Origin of the sequence: Salmonella sp. NW1250 (assembly GCF_051812965.1) — a bacterium.
In the GTDB taxonomy this organism is placed as follows: Bacteria; Pseudomonadota; Gammaproteobacteria; order Enterobacterales; family Enterobacteriaceae; genus Salmonella; species Salmonella enterica.
Genome location: NZ_JAMNDD010000010.1, coordinates 167952 through 190422 on the forward strand (window position 1 = coordinate 167952; position 22471 = coordinate 190422).

At 53.4% G+C, this 22471-nt stretch carries 20 protein-coding genes; 5 read left to right on the top strand and 15 right to left on the bottom strand.

Going from position 1 to position 22471, the window contains the following annotated elements; all coding sequences use genetic code 11:
• Position 1: 1 nt before the first annotated feature.
• Together qseE and purL are read right to left on the bottom strand one after the other, a co-directional pair.
• Positions 2 to 1432, bottom strand: a complete 1431-nt coding sequence (qseE, locus tag NBA72_RS17650; RefSeq protein WP_001670672.1) for a two component system sensor histidine kinase QseE/GlrK — start codon at positions 1430 to 1432, stop codon at positions 2 to 4.
• Positions 1433 to 2081: 649 nt separating this feature from the next.
• On the bottom strand, positions 2082 to 5969 hold the full coding sequence (purL, locus tag NBA72_RS17655; protein WP_000970048.1) for a phosphoribosylformylglycinamidine synthase: 3888 nt from the start codon (positions 5967 to 5969) through the stop codon (positions 2082 to 2084).
• Between the two features lie 24 nt (positions 5970 to 5993).
• Here purL and NBA72_RS17660 point away from each other — a divergent pair, with 24 nt between their 5' ends.
• Together NBA72_RS17660 and mltF are read left to right on the top strand one after the other, a co-directional pair.
• Positions 5994 to 6224, top strand: a complete 231-nt coding sequence (locus tag NBA72_RS17660; RefSeq protein WP_001667158.1) for a hypothetical protein — start codon at positions 5994 to 5996, stop codon at positions 6222 to 6224.
• A complete protein-coding gene (gene mltF / locus NBA72_RS17665; protein WP_000734249.1) occupies positions 6225 to 7769 on the top strand; it encodes a membrane-bound lytic murein transglycosylase MltF in 1545 nt (514 codons plus the stop codon). It abuts the gene before it with no gap.
• 50 nt (positions 7770 to 7819) lie between these two features.
• On the opposite strand, the gene tadA is transcribed toward mltF, so the two are convergent.
• The 4 genes from tadA to murQ are packed head-to-tail and all read right to left on the bottom strand — an operon-like array spanning position 7820 to position 11300.
• The gene (tadA, locus tag NBA72_RS17670) at positions 7820 to 8371 is read right to left on the bottom strand and encodes a tRNA adenosine(34) deaminase TadA (protein ID WP_042948301.1); all 552 of its coding nucleotides are present in this window, start codon (positions 8369 to 8371) and stop codon (positions 7820 to 7822) included.
• Between the two features lie 24 nt (positions 8372 to 8395).
• Entirely contained in the window at positions 8396 to 9031 is a 636-nt protein-coding gene (yfhb, locus tag NBA72_RS17675) for a phosphatidylglycerophosphatase C (RefSeq protein ID WP_000253558.1), read from the bottom strand.
• A 3-nt stretch (positions 9032 to 9034) separates the two neighbouring features.
• Positions 9035 to 10396, bottom strand: a complete 1362-nt coding sequence (locus tag NBA72_RS17680) for a PTS transporter subunit EIIC (RefSeq protein ID WP_000361660.1) — start codon at positions 10394 to 10396, stop codon at positions 9035 to 9037.
• Between the two features lie 10 nt (positions 10397 to 10406).
• Entirely contained in the window at positions 10407 to 11300 is an 894-nt protein-coding gene (gene murQ / locus NBA72_RS17685) for an N-acetylmuramic acid 6-phosphate etherase (protein ID WP_001048535.1), read from the bottom strand.
• A gap of 115 nt (positions 11301 to 11415) precedes the next feature.
• Between murQ and NBA72_RS17690 the strand changes: the two genes are divergently transcribed.
• Positions 11416 to 12264, top strand: a complete 849-nt coding sequence (locus NBA72_RS17690; protein ID WP_000995703.1) for a MurR/RpiR family transcriptional regulator — start codon at positions 11416 to 11418, stop codon at positions 12262 to 12264.
• Positions 12265 to 12302: 38 nt separating this feature from the next.
• Here NBA72_RS17690 and NBA72_RS17695 read toward each other — a convergent pair whose 3' ends face one another.
• A complete protein-coding gene (locus NBA72_RS17695) occupies positions 12303 to 13220 on the bottom strand; it encodes an oxidoreductase (RefSeq protein WP_000684023.1) in 918 nt (305 codons plus the stop codon).
• 21 nt (positions 13221 to 13241) lie between these two features.
• A complete protein-coding gene (locus NBA72_RS17700; protein WP_042948297.1) occupies positions 13242 to 14438 on the bottom strand; it encodes an L-lactate MFS transporter in 1197 nt (398 codons plus the stop codon).
• A 115-nt stretch (positions 14439 to 14553) separates the two neighbouring features.
• On the opposite strand from NBA72_RS17700, the gene NBA72_RS17705 reads away from it, so the two are divergent.
• On the top strand, positions 14554 to 15480 hold the full coding sequence (locus tag NBA72_RS17705) for a LysR family transcriptional regulator (protein ID WP_001022463.1): 927 nt from the start codon (positions 14554 to 14556) through the stop codon (positions 15478 to 15480).
• Positions 15481 to 15517: 37 nt separating this feature from the next.
• Positions 15518 to 15778 carry a YfhL family 4Fe-4S dicluster ferredoxin gene (locus NBA72_RS17710; RefSeq protein ID WP_001196291.1) on the top strand — a complete coding sequence of 87 codons (261 nt, stop codon included), beginning with the start codon at positions 15518 to 15520 and terminating at the stop codon, positions 15776 to 15778.
• Positions 15779 to 15889: 111 nt separating this feature from the next.
• On the opposite strand, the gene acpS is transcribed toward NBA72_RS17710, so the two are convergent.
• From acpS to lepA, 7 genes are all read right to left on the bottom strand, one after another.
• On the bottom strand, positions 15890 to 16270 hold the full coding sequence (gene acpS, locus NBA72_RS17715; protein WP_000986043.1) for a holo-ACP synthase: 381 nt from the start codon (positions 16268 to 16270) through the stop codon (positions 15890 to 15892).
• The gene (pdxJ, locus tag NBA72_RS17720) at positions 16270 to 17001 is read right to left on the bottom strand and encodes a pyridoxine 5'-phosphate synthase (RefSeq protein WP_042948295.1); all 732 of its coding nucleotides are present in this window, start codon (positions 16999 to 17001) and stop codon (positions 16270 to 16272) included. The genes acpS and pdxJ overlap by 1 nt, the downstream gene beginning before the upstream one ends.
• Positions 17002 to 17012: 11 nt before the next feature.
• On the bottom strand, positions 17013 to 17741 hold the full coding sequence (gene recO / locus NBA72_RS17725; protein WP_000399380.1) for a DNA repair protein RecO: 729 nt from the start codon (positions 17739 to 17741) through the stop codon (positions 17013 to 17015).
• An 11-nt stretch (positions 17742 to 17752) separates the two neighbouring features.
• On the bottom strand, positions 17753 to 18658 hold the full coding sequence (era, locus tag NBA72_RS17730; protein ID WP_000102230.1) for a GTPase Era: 906 nt from the start codon (positions 18656 to 18658) through the stop codon (positions 17753 to 17755).
• Positions 18655 to 19335: a ribonuclease III gene (gene rnc, locus NBA72_RS17735; RefSeq protein ID WP_001068341.1), complete on the bottom strand. Its 681-nt coding sequence runs from the start codon at positions 19333 to 19335 to the stop codon at positions 18655 to 18657. Before rnc ends, era begins: the two co-directional genes overlap by 4 nt.
• A gap of 273 nt (positions 19336 to 19608) precedes the next feature.
• Positions 19609 to 20583: a signal peptidase I gene (lepB, locus tag NBA72_RS17740; protein ID WP_000002559.1), complete on the bottom strand. Its 975-nt coding sequence runs from the start codon at positions 20581 to 20583 to the stop codon at positions 19609 to 19611.
• Positions 20584 to 20599: 16 nt separating this feature from the next.
• Positions 20600 to 22399, bottom strand: a complete 1800-nt coding sequence (gene lepA, locus NBA72_RS17745) for a translation elongation factor 4 (RefSeq protein ID WP_000790154.1) — start codon at positions 22397 to 22399, stop codon at positions 20600 to 20602.
• Between the last annotated feature and the right edge of the window lie 72 nt (positions 22400 to 22471).

The window sequence follows — 22471 nt, forward strand, 5'->3', positions numbered from 1 at the left end:
ATTAGTGTTTGTCAGATGCAGGCAATGGCAGCGAGATGCGAAAACAAACTTCCTGCGCGTTGTCATCCACCAGTTGGATCTCTCCCTGCATTCGACGAATACAATCTCTGGCGATACTCAGCCCTAACCCACTGCCTTTTACCGCCCCTTTTCGCTGGTGGCTTCCCTGGAAAAAAGGCTCAAAAATCATTTCTCTTTCGGTTTGCGGAATCGGCTCGCCGCTATTAACCACATCGATATAAACCGTGGAGCCCTGAGAGCGACTACGGATACAAATGTTACCGGATTCAGCGCCATAGTGCACCGCGTTGGAATAGAGATTATCCAGCACGCTCATCAGCAACATGGGCTCTGCTATGCAGCGTTCGGCCTCCAGGTCGACATCGGTATGCATCATTTTAGCGCGGGCAGGCAAACTGTGGGCGGAAACCACCATATCCACAAGCGGCGCGATATCGACCGCTTCCAGCTCTGTGGCACTGTCTACCAGTTTCCGGTTGTAATCAAGCAATTGCTCAATCAATTTTTGTAAATTACGACTGCTGTCATCCAGAATATCGACCACCTCTTTTTGCTCCGGCGTCAGCGGCCCAACCACCTGATCGGCCAGCAGCTCTGTCCCCTCGCGCATACTGGCCAGCGGGGTTTTCAGCTCATGGGACAGGTGACGTAGAAACTGATGGCGCTGGGATTCCAGCCACGCCAGACGCTCACTCAGCCAGATAATGCGCTGCCCCACCGATCGTAATTCACGCGGACCGGTAAAGGTGACGGTATTCCCCAAAGAACGGCCTTCGCCCAGGCGATTAATCATCCGTTCAATTCCTTTCACCGGCCCGATAATCATGCGGGTAAAAAGTAGCACCATCGCCAGGCTCACCAGAAATAGCACCAGCGCCTGCCAGCCGAAAAATTGTCCGCGCTCGGCGATTTCTTGTTGTAACTGCTGCCCGCGCGAGTAAACCACAGTACGCGTCGCCTGCACCATTTCCGTATTCGCGTTGGCAAAGGCCTCCAGACGCGCGGCCGCTGCCGCTTCCGGGCCGCTATCTTTACACTGCAATTGCGCCAGCGCGTTTAAATCCTGGCGTAACGCCTGATACAACTTATCATCCGGCAAGACGCCGGCATGGGCGTCCAGCATATCGCTATAGCGCTTACGCTGGCTTTGATACACTTTTGCCAGCGTCGGATCGTCAAGCACGCAATACTGTCGGTAGCTTCGCTCCATCTCCAGCGCGACGTTGGTCATCGCCTCACTGCGCCGGGCGTCAATAAGCGTGCTGCGGTTAGTCACCGCAGCCTGATCGCTTAACGCGTTAAGGCTTTGCCACGCCTGCCAGGCCAGAACCAGCAACGGCAGCAGGATCAGCAAAAAGGCCAGCATGACCAATTGTCGTAAAGAACGGGGGAAAACAGACCAGCGCTTCAACGTGTCGCTCACATAAAAGAAGAATAAAAAAGATGCTAACCGAGGGAAGCGCCAGATACAACAAAGCCGGGCTAAACCCGGCTTTGTTATGGAATAAGGCGGTGCCTAACTCGACGTTTCGCCCGGAGGTTGATAAAGCTACGCTATTATCAGAAGTTGGACGGCAGGCACCTTGTTGTGCGTCATTCGAAGTTTATGTAGCGCGTCCCTAAGGGGCTGACATAAGAAGGTGAATGAGCCACTGGTTATCATTATGCAGTAATTGTGCCAACATTCAAAATACTTTGTTAACACAATGATAGATATGAAAAATATCGTTATTCATGCTAAAAATGGCTCTGTCTGTTTTTTGCCCTTTCTGTCGCCAATCAGCAACACCTGCAACACATAAAAATAAAACAATTTAAAATCAAATAGTTAAATGTCTCTTTTTGGCGACAACCTATCCCCCACTCATGTCGGGATTTCCCGACACTTTAATCTTGCGGCATAAGCACTGGTTTATTGCCGGATGACGGCGTAAACGCCTTATCCGGCCTACCGCTTGACGTTCAAGACGGTAGCTACAACCGCGCTTCCCCGTGGGCCTGATAAGCGCCGTCTACAAAAAAGCCCCTCGTGAAGAGGGGCTTAATGGCTATCGGGCTAATTAACCAAGCTGCTTACGCGCATTACGGAAGATACGCATCCACGGGCTATCCTCGCCCCAGTTTTCCGGGTGCCAGGAGTTGGCGACGGTGCGGAATACGCGTTCCGGATGCGGCATCATAATCGTCACCCGACCGTTTTCGGTCGTCACCGCCGTGATGCCGTTGGGCGAACCGTTCGGGTTAGCCGGATAGGTTTCAGTCACCTTACCAAAGTTATCAACGTAGCGCAGGGCGACCAGGCCTTTGCTCTCAAGCGCGGCAAGATGCGCATCGTCCCGCACCTCAACGCGCCCTTCCCCATGGGAAACCGCAATCGGCATCTGTGAGCCTACCATTCCTTGCAGCAGCAGCGATGGGCTTTGCGTCACTTCTACCAGGCTGAAGCGGGCTTCGAAGCGGTCAGAATGGTTACGTACAAAACGCGGCCACAGTTCGCTGCCCGGGATCAGCTCGCGCAGATTCGACATCATCTGGCAACCGTTGCACACCCCAAGCGCCAGCGTCTGCGGACGATGGAAAAAGGTTTCGAATTCGTCGCGCACCCGAGGGTTAAACAGAATGGATTTCGCCCAGCCTTCGCCCGCCCCCAGCACGTCGCCGTAGGAAAAGCCGCCGCAAGCCACCAGCGCATGGAAGTTGCCCAGACCGATACGACCGCCCAGCAGGTCGCTCATATGGACGTCAATCGCGTCAAAGCCCGCACGATGGAACGCCGCCGCCATCTCCACGTGAGAGTTCACCCCCTGCTCGCGCAGTACAGCGACTTTCGGTCGTGCGCCTGTCGCAATGTACGGCGCGGCGATATCTTCATTAATATCAAACGACAGCTTCACGTTGAGGCCCGGATCGGCATCATTCGCTTTCGCCTCGTGTTCCTGGTCAGCACATTGCGGATTGTCGCGCAGACGCTGCATCTGCCAGGTCGTTTCCGCCCACCAGACACGCAGCGTAGTGCGGCTTTCGCTGAATACCGTCTGGTCATTAGCGGTAATCACAAAGCGATCGCCAGCCAGGGCCTGACCAAGGTAGTGGACGCAGTCAGCAAGGCCGTACTGCGCCAACAGCGCTTCGACCGCGTCTCTGTCTTCAGCGCGTACCTGAATCACGCCGCCCAGCTCCTCGTTGAACAGTGCGGCCAGATGGTCATCGCCCAGCGCAGCGATATCGACCTGCACGCCGCAGTGGCCGGCAAAGGCCATCTCGGCCAGCGTCACCAGCAGACCGCCGTCGGAACGGTCGTGCCAGGCCAGTAATTTACGCGCAGCGACCAGCGCCTGCATGGCGTCATAGAAGCCTTTCAGTTGCGCGACGTCACGCACGTCCGCGGGTTTGTCGCCAAGCTGACGATAGACCTGCGCCAGCGCCGTTGCGCCCAGCGCGTTGTGGCCCTTGCCAAGATCGATCAGCAACAAGGCGTTATCTTCCGTTGACAGCTGCGGCGTAAGGGTGTGACGCACGTCTTCCACGCGGGCAAACGCGGAAATCACCAGCGACAGCGGCGAGGTCATTTCGCGCTGTTCGTTGCCTTCCTGCCAGCGGGTTTTCATCGACATCGAATCTTTACCCACCGGAATCGTCAGGCCAAGCTGCGGACAGAGTTCCTCTCCCACCGCTTTAACCGCGTCATACAAACCGGCATCTTCGCCAGGATGACCGGCTGCCGCCATCCAGTTAGCGGAAAGCTTAATGCGCTTGATATCGCCAATCTGCGTCGCGGCAATGTTAGTCAACGCTTCACCGACGGCCAGACGGGCGGAGGCGGCAAAGTCCAGCAGCGCCACCGGCGCGCGCTCGCCAATCGACATCGCTTCGCCGTAGTAGCTGTCGAGGCTGGCGGTAGTGACCGCGCAGTCAGCCACCGGGACCTGCCACGGGCCAACCATCTGGTCACGCGCCACCATACCGGTGACGGTACGGTCGCCAATAGTGACAAGGAAGGTTTTTTCCGCCACGGTCGGCAGATGCAGAACACGATTTACCGCGTCGGCAATCGTGATATCCGCGCGGTTCAGCGCATCGCCTTTCGCCTTCAATGTTTGCACATCGCGGGTCATTTTCGGCGTTTTGCCCAGCAGGACATCCAGCGGCAGGTCGATCGGCTGATTGTCGAAATGGTTATCATGCAACGAGAGATGCTGTTCTTCGGTAGCGTCGCCAATGACCGCATACGGCGCGCGTTCGCGCTTACACAGTTCATCGAACAGCGGCAACTGGTCAGCCGCGACCGCCAGCACATAGCGCTCCTGGGATTCGTTACACCAGATTTCCAGCGGGCTCATGCCCGGCTCGTCGCTAAGAATGTCGCGCAGTTCGAACTTCCCGCCTCGCCCGCCGTCGCTCACCAGCTCCGGCATCGCATTGGAGAGACCGCCCGCGCCCACATCATGGATAAACAAGATTGGGTTAGCGTCGCCCAACTGCCAGCAGCGGTCGATCACTTCCTGGCAGCGGCGTTCCATTTCCGGGTTATCGCGCTGAACAGAGGCAAAATCGAGATCCGCATCAGACTGGCCGGAAGCCATTGACGATGCCGCGCCGCCGCCGAGGCCGATATTCATCGCCGGGCCGCCAAGGACGATCAGCTTCGCGCCGACGACGATCTCGCCTTTCTGCACGTGATCGGCGCGGATATTACCGATCCCGCCCGCCAGCATGATCGGCTTATGGTAGCCGCGCAGCTCTTCGCCGTTGTGGCTGTTCACTTTCTCTTCATAAGTACGGAAGTAACCGGTCAGCGCCGGGCGACCAAATTCATTGTTAAATGCCGCGCCGCCCAGCGGGCCTTCGGTCATGATATCCAGCGCGGTGACAATACGTTCCGGCTTGCCAAAATCCTCTTCCCACGGCTGTTCAAAGCCCGGAATACGCAGGTTGGAAACGGAGAAGCCCACCAGCCCGGCTTTTGGTTTCGCGCCACGCCCGGTGGCGCCTTCATCACGAATTTCGCCGCCGGAACCGGTCGCCGCCCCCGGCCACGGAGAGATGGCGGTTGGGTGGTTATGCGTTTCGACCTTCATCAGAATGTGCGCGGGCTCCTGATGAAAATCGTAACGGCCGGTATTGTGGTCGGCGAAGTAGCGCCCCACCGCAGATCCTTCCATCACCGCGGCATTGTCTTTATAGGCAGAGAGCACATAGTCCGGCGTGGTTTCGAAGGTGTTTTTAATCATTTTAAACAGCGACTTCGGCTGCGGTTTACCGTCGATAATCCAGTCGGCGTTAAAAATCTTGTGGCGGCAGTGCTCGGAGTTCGCCTGGGCGAACATGTACAATTCGATATCGTTCGGGTTGCGCCCCAGTTTGGTAAACGCCTCCTGCAAATAGTCGATTTCATCTTCCGCCAGCGCCAGACCAAGACGCAGGTTGGCGTCAATTAACGCCTGACGGCCTTCTCCCAGCAGATCGACACTGGAAACCGGCGCAGGCTGATGGTGGATAAACAGTTTTTCCGCATCGGTTAAAGAAGAGAACACCGTCTCCATCATACGGTCGTGCAGCTCTGCGGCCACTTGTCGCCACTGTTCCGCCGTCAACGTCGAAGCCTCGATATAGTACGCTACGCCGCGCTCCAGCCGATCAACCTGTTGCAGGCCGCAGTTGTGGGCGATATCCGTTGCTTTTGAAGACCAGGGGGAGATGGTACCAGGACGCGGTGTGACCAACAGGAGTTTACCCGCCGGCGTATGGCTGCTAAGCGCCGGGCCGTATTGCAACAGACGGGTAAGCTGCGCCTGCTCGCTATCATTTAACGGGGCGTTCAGGTCAGCAAAATGGACATACTCAGCGTATATATTGTGGACCTGGAGGTTGGCAGCCTGAAAGCGCGCCAGCAGTTTATTGATACGGAATGCAGACAGTGCAGGCGAACCACGCAGAATTTCCATCATAAGTCTCTCGTCTTCTAAGCTTCGGTGTGCGCAAGGGGGGAAACGGCCGTCATTATAAAGAATCTGACGCGCCGACGAAACCGTTTGCGTAGAAATAAAATCACCGCTTTTTCTTGTCATACGGTGCGGCTATCGTTGCGAATAAGTTGCCAACTGGCGCATTGTTACGCAAAATGCCGCTCATTAATGACTTATCTATTGCAGCAAAACATCTTTTTCAGCCCGAGGCAACGCACGATCCAGAGAATTAACTAATTGAAAAAATTAAAGATTAATTATCTGTTCATCGGCATATTGACGCTGCTGCTGGCAGCAGCCCTTTGGCCCTCAATCCCCTGGTTCGGTAAAACCGAAAACCATATCGCCGCGATTCAAGCCCGGGGGGTACTGCGCGTCAGTACGATCGACTCGCCATTAACCTATTCCGTTATCAACGGTAAAAAATATGGTCTGGACTATGAACTGGCGCAGCAGTTCGCCAACTATCTCGGCGTGAAGCTGAAAGTGACGGTGCGCCAGAATATCAGCCAATTGTTTGACGATCTGGATAACGGCAATGCCGACCTGCTCGCGGCAGGGCTGGTCTACGACAGCGCGCGCGTTAAAAACTATCAGCCCGGTCCCATGTATTACTCGGTTTCGCAACAGCTCGTCTACCGGGTCGGACAATATCGCCCACGTTCGCTGGCGACCGTTAACGAGAATCAGCTTACCATTGCGCCAGGGCACGTCGTGGTCAATGATTTACAGCGTTTAAAAGAGACAAAGTTTCCCGACCTGAGCTGGAAGGTGGATGATAAAAAAGGCTCGACGACGCTGCTGGAAGAGGTCATCAGCGGCAAACTGGATTACACCATTGCCGATTCAGTGGCGATCAGTCTGTTTCAGCGCGTCCATCCCGAACTGGCCGTGGCGCTGGATGTCACGGATGAACAGCCCGTGACCTGGTTTAGCCGACTGGACGACGATAATACGCTCTCCGCCGCGCTGCTCGATTTTTTCAATTCGATCAATGAAGACGGTTCTCTGGCGCGGATCGAAGAGAAATATCTGGGACATGGCGATGATTTCGACTACGTTGATACCCGCTCTTTCCTGCGAGCGGTGGATAACGTCCTGCCGGAGCTGGAACCGTTATTTAAAAAATATGCCAAAGAGATAGACTGGCGCCTGCTGGCGGCGATTTCTTATCAGGAATCACACTGGGACCCGCTGGCGACCTCGCCAACCGGCGTGCGCGGCCTGATGATGCTGACTAAAAATACCGCCCAAAGTCTGGGGCTGACCGACCGTACCGATGCGGAGCAAAGCATCAGCGGCGGCGCTCGCTATCTTGAAGATATGATGGCTAAAGTTCCCGAAACCGTTCCGGAAGACGAGCGTATCTGGTTTGCCTTAGCCGCCTACAATATGGGTTATGCGCACATGCTCGATGCCAGATCGCTGACGGTAAAAACCAAAGGCAATCCGGATAGCTGGACCGATGTGAAGCAGCGTTTGCCTCTGTTAAGCCAAAAACCGTATTACAGTAAGCTAACCTACGGTTACGCGCGTGGACATGAGGCTTATGCTTATGTGGAAAATATCCGTAAATACCAGATAAGTTTAGTGGGGTATTTGCAGGAAAAAGAAAAGCAGGAAGCGGAAGCCATGAAACTGGCGCAGGATTACCCGGCGGTGTCGCCGGAGGAGCTGAATAAAGCCCCCTTCCCCCTCCTGTCGTTTTTATCGCAGTCATCAGGCTACCTGACGCATTCGCCGTCTTTACTGTTTACGCCGCAGAAGAAAGAAGAAAAATAGCGTGATGGTCTTATCGGATGGCGACGCGTAACCTCTTATCCGGCATTGCGCTATACTGTCGGCCCCGCGCCTTGCGCACGGTCGGCTTTCTTCAGGGCTTTAATTTCCTGACGACGCATACGGAAAAAATCACTGAGCAGCGTCGCACATTCATCGCGCAGCACCCCTTCAATAATCTCGACCCGGTGATTCATTCCCGGATGGTGCAGCACGTCAATTAGCGATCCGGCCGCGCCAGTTTTTGCATCGCGCGCGCCAAAGACAACGCGTCCAATGCGGCTATGCACCATAGCGCCTGCGCACATCACACAGGGTTCCAGCGTGACATACAGCGTGGTATCCAGTAACCGATAATTCTGCAATACCAGACCGCCCTGACGCAGCGCCATTATTTCAGCATGCGCAGTAGGATCGTGGCGGCCAATGGGTCGATTCCAGCCTTCGCCAATGACGCGATGGTTATGCACCAATACCGCGCCAACCGGAACCTCGCGTTCGTCCCAGGCGCGTTTCGCCAGCGTCAGCGCGTGGCGCATCCAGTATTCGTGATCTAATTCGACATCAGACAAAGAGGTAACTCCGGTAATGAAAGCGGGCGGCATTATACACAGACGCTATGCGTTTCACTATTCGAGCTGCTGCAACTCGCCGTGCGGCGTCACCCGCCAGCGATGCTGGCAAAAATAAAGCAGCGGGTTATCCTGTTTGCTGTCGCTGTAGCCGCTATAAAGACGCAGCGGCGTACCGATTTTACGTTCCAGTTGCGCGACTTTTTCATGGCCCAGACAGCGCACGGTTAATACCCAGCCGCCATACCGTCGCGCCATCTGACTGGCGATGAGGTTAACGCGCGGCAGCCACGGCGTATCAAAATAGACTTGCTCTACCAATGATTGCGGAGAACCGGTAATAAGCCAGATATCCGCGTCAGAGCTCAATAGATAGGTGGTCAGACGCTCCTGTACAACCGGAAACGCCGTGACGTTAGCGCGAAACCAACGGACAAAATCCGCCTGATGCGCCTGCAAACGCGTTTCGCTATGGCCAAAAGTACAGCCCCACAACAACAGACTCATCGGCCAGCGGGCCGCACGCCCTTTTACCAGTAAACCGATACCGATAATGGGTAACAACGGCAGTACGAGCAGCGCATTTAGCGGCTGACGGCGCAGCAAATAACGCAGAAAACTGCCGAACATATCCTGTTGATGTAACGTTCCATCCAAATCAAAAAAGACGACACGACGCTCGTGGCTGACCAAACCTTACTCCTCTGGATCATTGAACCCCAGCAGCCAGGTAAAAATAAACCCGGCAATTACCGCTATTAAATAGCCTAACAGATAGAACAGGACTTTTCCGGCAACAATTGTTAATGCCAGCGGCAAACCGGAAATACCAAAGGTAATTACCGTCGCCACTTTCCAGTAGCTGATCAACGCCCCGCCTACCGCACCGCCAAGACAAGCGCCAATAAATGGCTTACCCAATGGCAGCGTGACGCCAAAAATCAGCGGCTCGCCAATCCCCAGCAGTCCGACCGGAAGCGCGCCTTTAATCACCTTTTTGAGCCGCGCATTGCGGGTTTTCATCAGTACGGCAATGGCCGCGCCTATCTGACCAACGCCCGCCATCGCCAGGATGGGAAACAGCGCGTTATAGCCGTGCGCTTGCACCAGCTCCACATGAATAGGCACCAGCCCCTGATGCAGCCCGGTCAGTACCAACGGCAGGAAGGTTCCGGCTAACACCGCGCCCACCAGAAAACCGCCGCGATCGATAGCCCAGGACGCGCCGTGAGCGATAGCGTCTGAAATCCAGCCGCCAAGCGGTTGCAGAGCGACAATCGCTACCGCGCCGGTGATAACAGTCGTCAATAAAGGGTTAAGAATTAACTCCAGCGACCCCGGCAGCAGCTTACGGAACTGGCGCTCAATCCAGCACATTAACGCCACCACCAGCAGGACGGCGATAACGCCGCCCCGTCCCGGCTGAAGCGCCTCGCCAAAGAGCGTAATCTGCGCCAGTTGCGGGCTGGAAAGGATCCCCGCCATCACGCCGCCTAACGCCTGCGATCCGCCAAAGACTTTCGCGGTATTGACGCCAACCAGAATGTTCATGATAGCGAATACCGCGCTACCAAATATCCCCATCAGGCCCAGCAGGTTAGGATAGTGGACGGCAACATCGCCGACGATATCCGGACGTTTAAGAATGTTGATAATGCCGGTAATCAAGCCGGATGCGATAAAGGCGGGGATAAGCGGTATAAAAACATTTGCCAGCTTACGCAACGCATCGCTCATCGGCGCTTTATACTTCGCTTTCGCCTCGGATTTGGTACGCGCCATAGCATCGTCCGGCTTTACACCACCTGCGGCAATCTGCACGCGCATCGCATCAACCACCTGTGCAGCCTTCCCCGGCCCAACGATCAGCTGATGTTGCTCCCCTTGCTTTACGTATCCACTGACGCCAGGCAACGCTTTTAAGCGCGGAATATCCAGTTGGCTGTCGTCCTGTACCTCCACCCTGACTCGCGTCATACAGTTTTCCAGGCGCAGAATATTTTGCTCTCCGCCGATACCACGTAAAATGTCGCTGGCGAGCGCTGCCGTCTTATCCATACACACCTCTTTAGTGTTCTAACGCCGCCCTTAAAAAGCCCTGATGAGCAGCGAGTTTTTCCCTGGCGGCTGCAGCATCCAGCCCCGTAAGCGCCATCAAAATGGCGGGCTTAACCTCAAAATCGGTCTGTTTCAGCAACGTTTCCGCCTCTTCACGACCTATCCCGGTCGCTTCAACGACCATCCGACACGCGCGATCGACCAGTTTGACGTTGGTGGCTTTCATATCCACCATCAGGTTCTGATAGACCTTACCGAACTTCACCATCGCGCCGGTAGAAATCATATTGAGCACCATTTTCTGTGCGGTGCCGGATTTCAGCCGCGTGGAGCCGGTAAGCGCTTCCGGCCCGACAACGGGCGAAATAGCGATATTAGCCTCCCGCGCAATAGGCGAATCTGGATTACAGGAGACGGCAACAGTGGTACAACCGGACTGTCGCGCATAGCGCAGGCCGCCAATCACATAGGGTGTACGACCCGACGCCGCGAGCCCCACGACCAGATCCTGTTCTTGCAGATTTAGTGCGACAAGATCGTCTTCGCCTGCCTGTTGGCTGTCTTCCGCGCCTTCGACCGCTTTCAGCAACGCGCCCGGCCCGCCGGCAATCAGCCCGACGACCAGACCGTGCGGAACGCCAAACGTCGGAGGACATTCTGAGGCATCCAGTACGCCAAGCCGACCACTGGTGCCCGCCCCCATATAGATGATACGTCCGCCAGACTTCAGCGCCGCCGCCGCGGCATCCACCGCACGCGCAACGTCAGGCAGAGTGGCTTTTACTGCTTCCGCTACCCGCGTATCCTGTTCATTAAAACGCTTAACTAATTCAGGAGTAGGCAACGCATCCAGATCCATCGTTTGCGGGTTACGGGTTTCAGACACTAAGGTACCGAGATTCATTTTTGTCCCTCTGGAATTTTTAATTCATAATAAGCGTCCATGATGGAATAGAATATTCCCCCAGGCGAGTGAAATTTCGTTTTGTCGTCGCCATCACGTTTCGCAGGAGCTGCCCATGAACTGTTTGATTCGTATTCGCCAGCGTTATCCGGATCTCGCGCAAAGCGACAGGAAACTGGCGGATTATCTGCTCGCGCAACCGGATACGGCGCGGCATCTGAGCTCACAGCAACTGGCGGCCGAAGCGGGCGTCAGCCAATCCAGCGTAGTCAAGTTCGCGCAAAAACTGGGGTTTAAAGGGTTTCCGGCGTTGAAACTGGCTCTCAGCGAAGCGTTGGCCAGCAATCCTAATCCGCATTCCGTTCCCGTTCATAACCAGATTCGCGGCGACGATCCGATGCGCCTGGTCGGAGAAAAATTAATTAAAGAGAATGTGGCGGCGATGCACGCCACGCTGGACGTTAACAGTGAAGAAAAGCTGTTAGAAAGCGTCACGATGCTGCGCCACGCCCGACGTATTGTGATCACCGGGATTGGCGCCTCTGGGCTGGTGGCGCAAAATTTTGCCTGGAAGCTACTGAAGATTGGCATTAACGCGGTGGTTGAGCGCGATATGCACGCCCTGCTGGCAACGGTGCAGGCGCTGGCGCCGGAGGATCTGCTGCTGGCGATCTCTTATTCCGGGGAGCGGCGCGAGCTGAACCTGGCGGCGGACGAAACATTACGCGCAGGCGCGAAAATCCTGGCCATTACCGGTTTTTCTCCCAACGCCTTGCAGCAGCGCGCCACCCGCTGTCTGTATACGATTGCCGAAGAGCAAGCGACGCGCAGCGCCGCTATCTCCTCGACACATGCGCAAATGATGTTGACCGACTTACTGTTTATGGCGCTGGTACAACAGGATTTAGAGCGGGCGCCGGAGCGTATTCGCCATAGCGAGGCGCTGGTAAAAAAACTGGTTTGAAAATGGCTCTTCCGCCTCATGCAGAAGAGCTATCAAGTTTATTGCGCTTCTTTCGCGTGAATCAATTGCGTCAGGAGTGTGTTAACCGGTACGGCAATATTGTTCTGAGCGCCGATTCGCGCAATCGCACCATTTAAATAGTCGATTTCAGTCAGTCGGCCTTTATGTAAATCCTGATGCATAGAAGGATAGTGGTGGCCGCTCTCACGTGGATCGAACACTTTCTTCACCGTATTCATCACCATTTGCTCAGTCAACGGAATATTCTGGCTGGCAGCAACCAATACAAACTCATCAACTACCGCTTGCGCTAAATCTAAAGCACCAGGCCGCTGACCAAATCCGCCGACATTACAATCCAGTAGCGCGCAATAGGTGTTCATTACGCTATTAAAGGCTGCTTTCTTCCAGATCGATAATAATACGTCAGGGCTTATTTCAGCATTCAATCCAGCGCTATTAAGGGTGGCAATGACCTTAGCCTCTTGAGCCGAATCCTGGCTGGCAATCGGCTGCAGTTCAATCGTTCCGGTACCGGTGGCCATAATATGCCCAGCCCCCTCCAGTTCGCTGGACCATAACGTCACACCCGCATAGATTTTCTGCCGATCGACATATTTCTCCAGCGTTTCAATATTTCCCAGGCCGTTAGATAAAATCATCACTACTTTCGCGGCTGGCAGTAATGGCTTGATACGCTGTAACATGCTATCCAGCTGCATGGCTTTGGTAAACAGAATAACCAGCTCAAACTCCCCCTGGGATTCATCAGCCAACATAGCAGGGATGGGGTAATACTTCTGAGTCGTTTCCGTTTCGACAAACAACCCCTTGCTACGAATAGCGTCGACATGCTCCTGCCAGCCATCAATAAGCGTCACGTCGTGCCCGGCCTCCAGCAGCATATAGCCAAAACGACATCCCATAGCGCCTGCACCTGCGATTGCAATTTTCATTTTTATTTCCTTATTATCTGATTAATGAATTTTGGCTAAAACCGTTGCGACATATTTCTTCGTTATCAGGGTCAACACGACTCCAATAAGCAATAGCACCGTTGTCAAAATAAATACTGTATTGTAGCTTCCGGTATATTTTGCAATAGCGGACGTGACGTAAGGAGCAATAACCGCACCGACGGCAAAACCAAAATACATAAAGCCGTAGTTTAGTCCCTGGTTGCGCATGCCAAAATTCTGGCTGGTCAAGCCAGGGAAGATAACTAATATACCGGCATAAGCAAAGCCCACGCCCAGAGCGCTGAAATAAAATACCGAAGTATTGCCATTGAAGAAAAATAACAGCAGCATACAGACGCAGGTAAAAAGATAAACAATAACCAGCGTATTATAGCCGCCTAATTTATCGGTTAACCCTCCCCAGAACAGGCGACCGATCGAGTTAAATATCGAGACCAGGCTAACGACTAATGCACCGGACAGTAAACCGTACTGCGTCATACCAATTTGCGCAGAACTTGAGCTAATTACCATCCCAGAGAACACACCCAGCGCCAGAATCATAAACAGCAGCCAGAAGCGCAGATCTTTCAGCATGTGCCGATAGTCTTTATCCAGTGGCGAGGCTTTAATTCCTCCGCTATCTTTTGCTGGCGCGCTACGAATAAAGAACTGGACGATAAAAATAACCACCAGATAAACAATACCCAGATATAACAACGCCCGACTAACATCATGAGTTTGCGCCATAAAATATTCGGCCAGGCGGGTGCAAAGTAGCGTCCCGACGCCAACACCCGCCAGTACGATACCGCTGGCCAGACCGCGACGGTCAGGGAAAAATTTCAGAATATTATTAAGATTACCCGTAAAAGCCAGGCCCGATCCCAACCCGGCAATGACGCCGTAGGTTAAAAACAGCATGGGCAAATTATCCACAAACCCGGACAAGATAAAACCTAAAGAAAACAGGATACCGCCGATAACTATCGCCTGCTTTCCTTTACCATTGTCGATCATTCTCCCGCCCCAAATCATCGGTAAAGGAATGATCCCCATGTTGATAGAGAATGCTAACGCCAGCGTAGCCGGATCCCAGTGATATTGCGCCATGAGTGGTGTTTTGAAATAGCTAAATGCGTAGACGCCCCCGAGTACAAAATTGATGCACACGTGAGCGGCAAGCATTCCCCAGCGGTTGATTGATGCCGACATAATTTTCCCTTTTTAAAATGCACTGATCACAGTTTAAAAAAAGCAAAATAGGCAAACAATTTGGTATTTTTTATAATCGTTATAACAAAACCCAATCGATTGGCATTAAATTTTAATGAATATCAAACAACTACATTCCTTCCTGATATTGTGTGATGAATTACATTATGGTCGGGCAGCCAGTCGCCTGTTTATCACTCAGCCATCATTAAGTCAGCAAATTAAACAACTTGAGTCATCACTTAAAACAATATTATTTAAGCGAAAAGGTAGAGGAATTAAATTAACAAAAGCAGGCATTATTTTGCAACGACACGCTAACAAAATAATGCTGGATTTAAAAAATGCCGAAAATGAACTTCTTCCCTATCAGGATCAACAGCGCGATACTATTTCAATCGGGGTGTCAGGCAGCTACCTGGTCCTGCCCGCTTTTCGCAACTTTATGGCGCACCATCCGGAAATATCTTTAAATGTTAAAGAGTTCTCAACTGAGCAAACCATTAAAAAGCTGACGGATAGCGCCGTTGATATTGGCATTGTTTATCGAACAGCGCTCCCTGCCCAGCTAAGCTCGACCATGCTGTTTGAAGATGAAATTATCGCTGCAATCCCACTTTCTCATCCTCTGGCGACACGTGAACGTCTGCATTTAAAAGATTTAAACGACCAGCCCATTATCGTGCTTAATGACTCTCTGCTATTAAGAGGGATCATCACCACTGAATTTAATAACCGCAAAGTCGTTCCTAACGTCATCTGCGAACTGGATAACCACTACTCATGCCTTGAGTATGCCGAAGCGCAGATTGGCATCGCATTTATTACCCGCTCGCTAACCCATTTATCGACACCCAAAAATGTTCGCCTGGTTTCACTGGGCATCCCCGCATTCTTTATTCCTGTCATGCTGGTGCACAGTAATGACCTTTCACTGGATAACGCAACCATCTGCCTGCTCAAGCAGATCAAAAATTTTTACACTGTAGATAACAAATCAGCGCCAGAAAAGAGCTGGCCCGAGCAGAAAATAGGCGTATAATGCCCGCCCGATTTGTGTTGTTTCTGAGAATTTCCTGATGGCGCTGTTAATCACCAAAAAATGTATCAATTGCGATATGTGCGAGCCGGAGTGCCCGAATGAGGCGATTTCAATGGGCGACAGCATTTATGAGATTAACAGCGACAAATGCACCGAGTGTGTAGGCCATTACGAAACGCCGACCTGTCAGAAAGTCTGCCCGATCCCCAATACGATTTTGCAGGATCCCGCCCATGTCGAAACCGAAGAACAGTTGTGGGATAAGTTTGTTCTGATGCATCACGCAGATAAACTATAAGCGGGTTAACGCACTTCCAACGCAACAATGCCTGATGGCGCTATGCTTATCAGGCCAACAATATATCGGCCTGTAGGTCAGGTAACGTGTTTACGCCGCCATCCGGCAAATCTAACTTTCCAGAATGACCGTAGCGCAGGCGTAATGGCGCTCATCGGCCAACGTGACATGCATGTGCGCCACACCGAGTTTTTCCGCCAGCGTTAACGCCTCGCCCCACAGCCGCAAACGTGGTTTTCCCAGCTCATCGTTAAACACTTCGAACTGATTAAACGCCAGACCGTTGCGGATGCCGGTGCCAAAAGCTTTCGCTGCCGCCTCTTTGACCGCAAAACGCTTGGCGAGAAAACGCACCGGCTGCTGATGCGTCTCCCAGATAGCCCACTCGTTGTCACTGAGCACACGCCTTGCCAGACGTTCGCCGGAACGGGAGATCACTGCCTCAATGCGGGCAATCTCTACAATATCCGTTCCCAGGCCGAGAATCGCCATTAGCCGCGCGCTTCCAGCATCAAACGTTTCATTTCAGCCACCGCCTCTTTCAGCCCCGTCATCACCGCCCGACCAATAATGGCATGACCGATATTGAGCTCGTGCATTTCCGGCAGTGCGGCAATAGCTTTGACGTTATGGTAGGTCAGGCCATGACCCGCATTTACTTTTAGCCCCAGACGGGCCGCCAGGGTCGCGGCGCTGGCAATACGTGCCAGCTCTTTTGCCTGTTCCGCATCGGTTTCTGCATTGGCGTAGGAGCCGGTATGGATTTCGATAAACGGCGCGCCGACTTCCGCCGCCGCGTTGATTTGCGCTTCATCGGCATCGATAAAGAGCGAAACCTGGATGCCAGCCGCCGCCAGGCGCGCACAGGCATCACGCATTTTATCGCGCTGTCCGGCCACATCCAGGCCGCCTTCGGTGGTGACTTCCTGGCGTTTTTCCGGCACCAGACAACAGAAATGCGGCCTGGTTTCTACGGCGATCGCCAGCATCTCTTCGGTCACCGCCATCTCCAGATTCATACGCGTATGCAGCGTCTGACGCAGAATGCGCACATCGCGATCGGTAATGTGGCGACGATCTTCGCGCAGGTGTACGGTAATGCCGTCCGCGCCTGCCTGTTCAGCAATAAACGCCGCCTGTACCGGATCCGGATAGTCGGTGCCGCGCGCATTACGTAACGTGGCAATGTGGTCAATATTGACGCCTAACAGTAATTCAGCCATGACAATCCTCGTTAATCTTTCTTCGTTTTTACTGTGCGTTTGGGCATAAATTGCCGGAATAGCTCCCGGCTTTTTAACGGTTTTCCCCCAAGATACGGCTTTAATGCCATACGGGTAAAGCGTTTAGCGGCACGCAGGGTATCTACATCCGGAAATTCCCGCGCCTCCAGCGCTTTCAGGTGCCGTCCGGTAAAGGTGTTGTTATCAATGACGACGCTGGCGAAAAAGCCTTTTTCTTCGCGGTAACGGTAGGTCATGGTGTCATCCACCCGTTCGCCGCTGCCTGCACAGTGGGTGAAATTGACGCCATACCCCAGATGTCCCAGCAACGCCAGTTCGAAACGTCGCAACGCTGGTTCAGGCGAGCCGGTGGTTCCCGCCAGCGCCTGAATACAGTTCAGATAATCAAAAAAGAGTTCGGAGAAGCGCGTTTCATATTCCAGTACGCGAGAGAGGAGTTCGTTGATATACAGGCCGCTATAGAGCGTAATACCGCTTAACGGCAGCGCCAGAGAAACTGCCTCGGCGCTGCGCAGGGTTTTCACCTCGCCGCGTCCGCTGTAGCGTAACAATAACGGTGTAAAAGGCTGTAACGCGCCTTTCAAATTGGAACGTTTAGATCGCGCGCCTTTGGCGACAAGGCGCACGCGCCCCGATTCTTCCGTGAAGACGTCCAGCATCAGGCTGGTTTCGCTCCAGGGGCGACTGTGCAGGACAAATGCGCGCTGCCACCCTTCCACGCTGTGTTAACTCACAGATCGTCTACGTAACCGAGACTGCGCAGAGCGCGTTCGTCATCGGCCCAGCCGGATTTCACTTTCACCCACAGTTCCAGGTGTACCGGCGCTTCAAACATCTCCTGCATGTCTTTACGCGCTTCAATACCAATGGTTTTGATTTTGGCGCCTTTGTTGCCAATCACCATCTTCTTCTGCCCTTCGCGCTCGACGAGGATCAGCCCGTTGATATCATAGCCGCCGCGTTCGTTGGTAACAAAACGTTCAATCTCAACGGTAACGGAATACGGCAGCTCGGCGCCGAGAAAACGCATCAGCTTTTCACGGATGATTTCAGACGCCATAAAGCGCTGAGAGCGATCGGTGATGTAATCTTCCGGGAAGTGGTGAATAGCTTCCGGTAAATGTTTACGCACGATACCGGCAATGGTATCGACGTTCATACCCGTTTCAGCAGAGATCGGTACGATATCAAGAAAGTTCATCTGGCTTGCCAGGAACTGGAGGTGCGGCAGCAAATCGGCTTTTTCCTGCACGTTATCCACCTTGTTAACGGCGAGAATAACCGGCGCTTTGCCATCGCGCAGTTTGTTCAGGACCATTTCGTCGTCCGGCGTCCAACGGGTGCCTTCCACAACGAAAATCACCAGCTCAACGTCGCCAATCGAACTGCTCGCCGCCTTATTCATCAAACGGTTAATGGCGCGCTTTTCTTCCATATGCAGTCCCGGGGTATCGACATAAATTGCCTGATACGGGCCTTCGGTATGAATACCGACAATGCGGTGGCGCGTGGTCTGCGCTTTACGGGAAGTGATCGAAATCTTCTGCCCGAGCAGTTTGTTCAGCAAGGTGGATTTGCCAACGTTCGGACGTCCGACGATGGCAATAAATCCGCAGTAAGTTTTGTCGGTGCTCATTCCAACTCCAGTTTTTTCAGCGCCTGTTCGGCGGCAGCCTGCTCCGCCTTACGACGGCTGGAACCCGTGCCAACCACCGGTTCGCTCAGGCCGCTGACCTGGCAGTGGATAGTAAATTCCTGATCGTGCGCCTCGCCGCGTACCTGCACAACCAGGTAAGATGGCAGCGGCAGATGGCGACCCTGCAAATACTCCTGCAAGCGCGTTTTAGGATCTTTTTGTTTATCGCCCGGACTTATCTCATCCAGACGGGTTTTATACCAGTTAAGGATCAACTGCTCGACGGTCTGGATATTGCTATCGAGAAATACTCCGCCGATTAACGCTTCCACGGTGTCCGCCAAAATGGACTCTCGACGGAATCCGCCGCTTTTTAATTCGCCCGGCCCTAAACGCAGGCACTCGCCTAAATCAAACTCACGGGCTAATTCCGCCAGCGTATTACCACGTACCAACGTGGCGCGCATACGGCTCATATCTCCCTCATCCACCCGTGGGAAACGGTGATAAAGCGCGTTAGCGATAACGAAGCTCAGGATTGAATCGCCTAAAAACTCCAGGCGTTCGTTATGTTTACTGCTGGCGCTGCGGTGAGTTAATGCCTGCTGCAACAGCTCCTGATGATTAAAAGTGTAGCCCAGCTTCCGTTGAAGCCGATTAATTACGATGGGGTTCATGCGATACCAATAAATGAATGCGTCAACAATCCAGCACACGAAACAGACCTGATACACGTCATCTGTCCTGCCGCATCGCTGCAGCGGAAAGAAGGTTGTCTATAACCAACGCTGTTTCGTGTGCCGTGGCGACCAAACGGCGCCAACCTAAAACTTCGGGGGAATATTCTATACACAACGACAGGGGATGTCGTTAGTCTGAGGGAATTTATCCAGGAAATAATTCACGCTGCCGCTAAAAAGACGGCAGCGTGAACGATCATTTCGTCACAGTTAGTGAATACCGCCGATACGACTCAGGCGTACGCCTGTCGGCCACTCCCCTTCCTGCTTGTCAAAGCTCATCCAGATAGCGACCGCTTTACCGACCAGATTCGCTTCCGGAACAAATCCCCAGTAACGGCTATCCGCGCTGTTATCGCGGTTGTCGCCCATCATGAAATATTGCCCCGGCGGTACAACCCAGGTCGCCAGCGGTTGTCCTGGCTGTTGGTAATACATGCCCAACTGATCCTGAGCTATCGGCACCATCAGGATGCGGTGCGTCACATCGCCTAACGTCTCTTTACGTTCGGTCAGGCGAATGCCGTTTTCTTTTGTCTCGTTTAGCGGAACCTCAAAGAAACCGCTGGTCGCTTCTCCGCCGTTACGGCGGGCAAAGGTCTGTACAAAATCGCTCGGCTCAACGTTAGAGTAGGTAACCGGCAGCGCATTTTCGCACGCCTGACCGGAGCTACAGCCAGGCTGAATCGTCACCTCTTTCGCAACCGGATCATAAGTGATTTTATCGCCCGGCAAACCGACGGCGCGTTTGATGTAATCTAACTTAGGATCTTCCGGATATTTAAATACCACAATATCCCCGCGCTTTGGATGACCGGTTTCAATCAGGGTTTTCTGGTAGATCGGATCTTTAATGCCGTAGGCAAATTTTTCCACCAGAATAAAATCGCCGATAAGCAGTGTCGGCATCATTGAGCCTGACGGGATCTGAAAGGGTTCATAAAGAAATGAACGAACGATCAGAACGATCGCCAGAACCGGGAAAACCGACGCCCCGGTCTCCAGCCAGCCCGGCTTAGGCGCCACTTTATTGAGCGTAGCGTTATCCAGCGCATCTCCCGACGCCGTTTGCGCGGCAGCCTGGCGCGCCCGACGTTTTGGCGCGAAAACAAACTTATCAACGCACCATAAAATGCCCGTCACCAGTGTGGCTATCACCAGAATCAGGGCAAACATGTTCGCCATGCCAACTCCTTAGGGATTATTTATTGTCTTTACCGACATGCAGAATGGCGAGGAACGCCTCCTGAGGCAGCTCGACGTTACCGATCTGCTTCATGCGTTTCTTACCTTCTTTCTGTTTCTGCAGCAGTTTTTTCTTACGACTGATATCGCCGCCGTAGCACTTCGCCAGCACGTTTTTACGTAACTGTTTTACCGTCGAACGGGCAATAATATGCGTACCAATCGCCGCCTGAATCGCAATATCAAACTGCTGGCGAGGGATCAAATCTTTCATTTTCTCCACCAGCTCGCGACCACGGCTTTGCGAGTTATCACGGTGCGTGATCAGCGCCAGCGCATCGACACGCTCGTTGTTGATTAACACATCAACACGCACCATATCGGAAGCCTGGAAGCGCTTGAAGTTATAATCCAGAGACGCATAGCCGCGCGACGTTGATTTCAGACGGTCAAAGAAGTCGAGCACCACTTCCGCCATCGGGATTTCATAGGTCAACGCGACCTGGTTACCGTGATACACCATGTTAGTTTGTACGCCGCGTTTCTCAATACACAGCGTAATAACGTTACCTAAATAGGCTTGTGGTAACAGCATATGACATTCGGCGATAGGCTCGCGCAGTTCATAAATGTTATTCAACGGCGGCAGCTTGGAGGGGCTATCAACATAGATAGTCTCTTTCGCCGTTGTTTCTACTTCATACACCACGGTCGGCGCAGTGGTGATCAGATCCAGATCGTATTCGCGTTCCAGACGCTCCTGAATGATCTCCATGTGCAACAGGCCGAGGAAGCCGCAGCGGAAACCAAAGCCCAGCGCCGAGGAGCTTTCCGGTTCATAAAACAGTGAGGCATCGTTCAGGCTCAGCTTGCCGAGCGCGTCGCGGAAACTTTCATAATCGTCGGAGCTGACCGGGAACAGACCTGCATAGACCTGCGGTTTCACCTTCTTAAAGCCCGGCAACGCTTTTTCCGCTGGGTTACGCGCTGAGGTTAAGGTATCGCCAACCGGCGCGCCGAGGATATCTTTAATAGCGCAGACCAGCCAGCCTACTTCGCCGCACTTCAGCTCGGTACGATCAACCTGTTTCGGCGTGAAGATCCCCAGGCGGTCAGCGTTGTAGGTCTGCCCGGTGCTCATCACTTTAATTTTGTCGCCTTTACGCATGGTGCCGTTTTTAATACGCACCAGCGATACCACGCCCAGGTAGTTATCGAACCAGGAGTCAATAATCAGCGCCTGCAGCGGGCCGTCCGGATCGCCTTGCGGCGGCGGGATATCGCGCACCAGGCGTTCCAGAACATCCGTCACGCCGACACCCGTTTTGGCGGAGCAGCGTACCGCGTCCGTCGCATCGATACCGACAATGTCTTCGATTTCTTCCGCCACACGCTCCGGATCGGCGGCCGGCAGGTCAATCTTGTTAAGCACCGGCACCACTTCAAGATCCATTTCCATCGCGGTGTAGCAGTTCGCCAACGTTTGCGCTTCTACGCCCTGGCCGGCATCCACCACCAGCAGCGCGCCCTCGCAGGCGGCTAACGAACGGGAAACTTCATAGGAAAAGTCAACGTGTCCCGGCGTGTCGATAAAGTTCAGTTGATAAGTTTCACCATCAGACGCTTTAAAATCCAGCGTCACACTCTGGGCTTTAATAGTAATACCGCGCTCACGCTCAAGATCCATCGAATCAAGTACCTGAGCTTCCATTTCACGGTCAGACAGGCCACCGCAGATTTGGATAATACGGTCAGACAGCGTCGATTTACCGTGGTCAATGTGAGCAATGATCGAAAAGTTACGTATGTTCTTCATAGAGATAAATTATTATGCCTTACGCCTGGTTGGCCAGACTTTAGAGGTCGCTGTTCTGAGCTTAACGTCTGT

Bases quoted from the DNA above. Each gene is read 5' to 3' on its own strand.
- era (WP_000102230.1), bottom strand. From the start codon at position 18,658: ATGAGCACCGACAAAACTTACTGCGGATTTATTGCCATCGTCGGACGT.
- acpS (WP_000986043.1), bottom strand. From the start codon at position 16,270: ATGGCGATTCTCGGCCTGGGAACGGATATTGTAGAGATTGCCCGCATT.
- murQ (WP_001048535.1), bottom strand. From the start codon at position 11,300: ATGAATCTCGGTACCTTAGTGTCTGAAACCCGTAACCCGCAAACGATG.
- tadA (WP_042948301.1), bottom strand. From the start codon at position 8,371: ATGCCGCCCGCTTTCATTACCGGAGTTACCTCTTTGTCTGATGTCGAA.
- NBA72_RS17710 (WP_001196291.1), top strand. From the start codon at position 15,518: ATGGCGCTGTTAATCACCAAAAAATGTATCAATTGCGATATGTGCGAG.
- purL (WP_000970048.1), bottom strand. From the start codon at position 5,969: ATGATGGAAATTCTGCGTGGTTCGCCTGCACTGTCTGCATTCCGTATC.
- rnc (WP_001068341.1), bottom strand. From the start codon at position 19,335: ATGAACCCCATCGTAATTAATCGGCTTCAACGGAAGCTGGGCTACACT.
- pdxJ (WP_042948295.1), bottom strand. From the start codon at position 17,001: ATGGCTGAATTACTGTTAGGCGTCAATATTGACCACATTGCCACGTTA.
- NBA72_RS17680 (WP_000361660.1), bottom strand. From the start codon at position 10,396: ATGGATAAGACGGCAGCGCTCGCCAGCGACATTTTACGTGGTATCGGC.
- NBA72_RS17695 (WP_000684023.1), bottom strand. From the start codon at position 13,220: ATGAAAATTGCAATCGCAGGTGCAGGCGCTATGGGATGTCGTTTTGGC.
- NBA72_RS17700 (WP_042948297.1), bottom strand. From the start codon at position 14,438: ATGTCGGCATCAATCAACCGCTGGGGAATGCTTGCCGCTCACGTGTGC.
- NBA72_RS17690 (WP_000995703.1), top strand. From the start codon at position 11,416: ATGAACTGTTTGATTCGTATTCGCCAGCGTTATCCGGATCTCGCGCAA.
- NBA72_RS17705 (WP_001022463.1), top strand. From the start codon at position 14,554: ATGAATATCAAACAACTACATTCCTTCCTGATATTGTGTGATGAATTA.
- lepB (WP_000002559.1), bottom strand. From the start codon at position 20,583: ATGGCGAACATGTTTGCCCTGATTCTGGTGATAGCCACACTGGTGACG.
- lepA (WP_000790154.1), bottom strand. From the start codon at position 22,399: ATGAAGAACATACGTAACTTTTCGATCATTGCTCACATTGACCACGGT.